Consider the following 2,543-nt stretch of genomic DNA (forward strand, 5'->3'; position numbering starts at 1 on the left):
GCAACGCGCGCGCCGGCGAGACCGAGCAGTTCCTGGCGGCGCTGGTTCGTGCCAACCGCGCCATCGACGAGGCCGCGCGTGGCAAGCTGGATACCTCTTGTGCGTCCGTGCTGCCGAAGGATCTCGGCGACTGGGCGGGCGCAGCCGAATTCATGTTGGGCGCGAGCTTTGCAGGCAAGGACCTCAAGGAGCTGTCCGCGATCGACAAGGGACGCGCGCAGGACCGCAACGCGGCGATCGCCTGCCGTCAGGGCCTGGGCACGCTGATCACCAAGCTCGGCGAGCAGGCGCCGGTGGTGCTGTCGACGCCGGCAAGCCGAATCGCCTGGAGCAACCGCGACGTCAGCGTGGAGACGCAAGCCGGCAAGATCGCCGCGCGCGCCGTCATCGTCACGGTCTCGACCAATGTGCTGACATCAGGCGCGATCAAGTTCACGCCCGACATTCCCAAGCGCACATTAGACGCGGCATCGAAGCTCGGTCTCGGCAGCTACGATCGCATCATGCTGCAATTGCCCGGCAATCCGCTCGGCCTGTCGCGCGACGATATCCTCATCGAGCAAAGCAATTCGGCGCGCACGGCGCTCATGTTCGCCAATATCGGCGGCTCCTCGCTCTGCTCCATCGACGTCGGCGGCGCGTTCGGCCGCGATCTCTCGGAACAGGGCGAGAAGGCGATGGTGGCCTTCGCCAGGGAATGGATCACGAAATTGTTCGGCAGCGAGGCCGCGGCCGCCGTGCAGAAGACCACAGCCACGCGCTGGAATGCGTCGCCTTTCGTGATGGGCGCGATGTCTGCGGCCTCCCCCGGCGGTCAGCTCTCGCGAAAAGTCTTGGCGGAGCCGATCGGCAATGTGTTTCTCGCCGGCGAGGCCACCCATGAGACGCTATGGGGCACCGTCGACGGCGCCTGGGAAAGCGGCGAGCGCGCCGCGGACGCAGCGTTGCGCAAGATCGGCGCGTTGAAGGACGATCCGGCCGACGTACCGACGCAATCGACGAAAAAGCGTAGGGCGCCGCGCCAATAGGCCAACTAAGCCGCAGCAAACTCCACTGTCGTCCCGGACAAGCGAAGCGCAGATCCGGGACCCATAACCACAGGGCGTAGTTGGGCGAAGACTCGCCGTTCAGGACCTTTATCGGTACAGACCTGTGTCTACTCGATAGATCACGCGGTATGGGGGTCCCCGCGTTCGCGGGGGCGACGGAGAGAGTTACCGCAACACCCTGTCCAGCACCGGCAGCCCCGCGATCACCGCCATCGCGATCAGCGCGTAGCAGATGCCGCGAAACACCCGCTCGCTCGCGCGTCCGAACAGCGAGGCGCCGAACGCGACACCAATCGCATAGACCGGGCCGACGACCAGCGACAGCAGCAGCGACTCGCGCGAGATCAAGCCCGTCGTCGCGTAACTGATCATCGACAAGAAATCGGACGCGCCGAAGAACAGCACGATATTGGCGCGCGCGACGATCGGTGCGATCGGGCGGCCGAGCCAATAGCCGACGATCGGCGGGCCGCCGGTCTGCGCCAGGCCACTGCAGAAGCCCGAGAGGCCGCCGATGCCGACCGAGAGCCAGGCGTGGTCCTTGCCGCGATAGCGCCAGCCCGACAGCAGAAGCAGCAACAGCGCAGCGACGAAGCAGGAGATGATCCAGCGCGTGGTGACGGGCTCGAGCACGCTGAGGAAATAGGTGCCGACGGGGACGCCGATCAGCGCACCCAGCACGATCACGGCGGTGGCCTTGCGATCCGCCTTCCGCCACGCGTCCGGCAGCAGCGGCGCTGCCGAAACAAAATCGATCACCAGCAGCAACGCGGCAACGAGTCGCGGCGCAGCGATGCTGCTCGCCAGCGGCATGAAGATCAGCGCCGAGCCGAAGCCGGAGAAGCCGCGTGCTGTACCCGAAACGAAAGCGACGGCGCAGAGCGCCATCGCAATGGTGAGGCTGACGTCCTTGGGCAGGAAATCAGCGAGGGTCATGCTCTATGATTCTGGAGCATGATGTTGTCCGAAAACCGCTTCACACTTTTCGGCATCATGCTCGGAGCGTGCCGCCGGTCTTCTTCGTGACCTCCGCCACGATCTTGGCGCCGACAGCTTCGATCTCCTGGTCGGTCAACGTCTTCTCGCGCGGCTGGAGCATGACTGCGACCGCGATCGACTTCTTGCCGTCGTCGATGCCCTTGCCCTCATAGACGTCGAAGACGCTCACGCCGGTGATCAGCTTCTTGTCGACGCCTTGCGCGGCACGCACGATGTCGCCGGCCTTCACAGTACGATCGACGATGAAGGCGAAGTCGCGCGACACCGGCTGGAACGCCGACAGCTCGATCACGGGCTTGGCGCGGGTCGGCTTTTTCTTGGCCTCGGGGATCCGGTCGAGGATCACCTCGAACACCATCAGCGGGCCGTCGGCGCCGAGCGCCTCGAGCGCGCGCGGGTGCATTTCGCCGAAAGTGCCGAGCACGTTCTGCGGCCCGATCTGGATCGTGCCGGAGCGACCCGGATGGAGCCATGCCGGACCGCCCGCGACGATCT

At 65.7% G+C, this 2,543-nt stretch carries 2 protein-coding genes and 1 pseudogene; 1 reads left to right on the forward strand and 2 read right to left on the reverse strand.

The window, feature by feature from the left end; genetic code table 11:
* Positions 1–1,028, forward strand: a 1,028-nt coding sequence (locus MOV75_RS34195) for an FAD-dependent oxidoreductase (protein WP_247007541.1), incomplete at its 5' end; no start/stop codon positions are given.
* 186 nt (positions 1,029–1,214) lie between these two features.
* Here MOV75_RS34195 and MOV75_RS34200 read toward each other — a convergent pair.
* Entirely contained in the window at positions 1,215–1,985 is a 771-nt protein-coding gene (locus MOV75_RS34200) for a sulfite exporter TauE/SafE family protein (RefSeq protein ID WP_247007542.1), read from the reverse strand.
* 55 nt (positions 1,986–2,040) lie between these two features.
* Positions 2,041–2,543: pseudogene (locus MOV75_RS34205) on the reverse strand (phenylalanine--tRNA ligase subunit beta); the annotation flags it as partial.

The sequence above is a fragment of the Bradyrhizobium sp. PRIMUS42 genome, assembly GCF_023006515.1.
Taxonomy (GTDB): Bacteria; Pseudomonadota; Alphaproteobacteria; order Rhizobiales; family Xanthobacteraceae; genus Bradyrhizobium.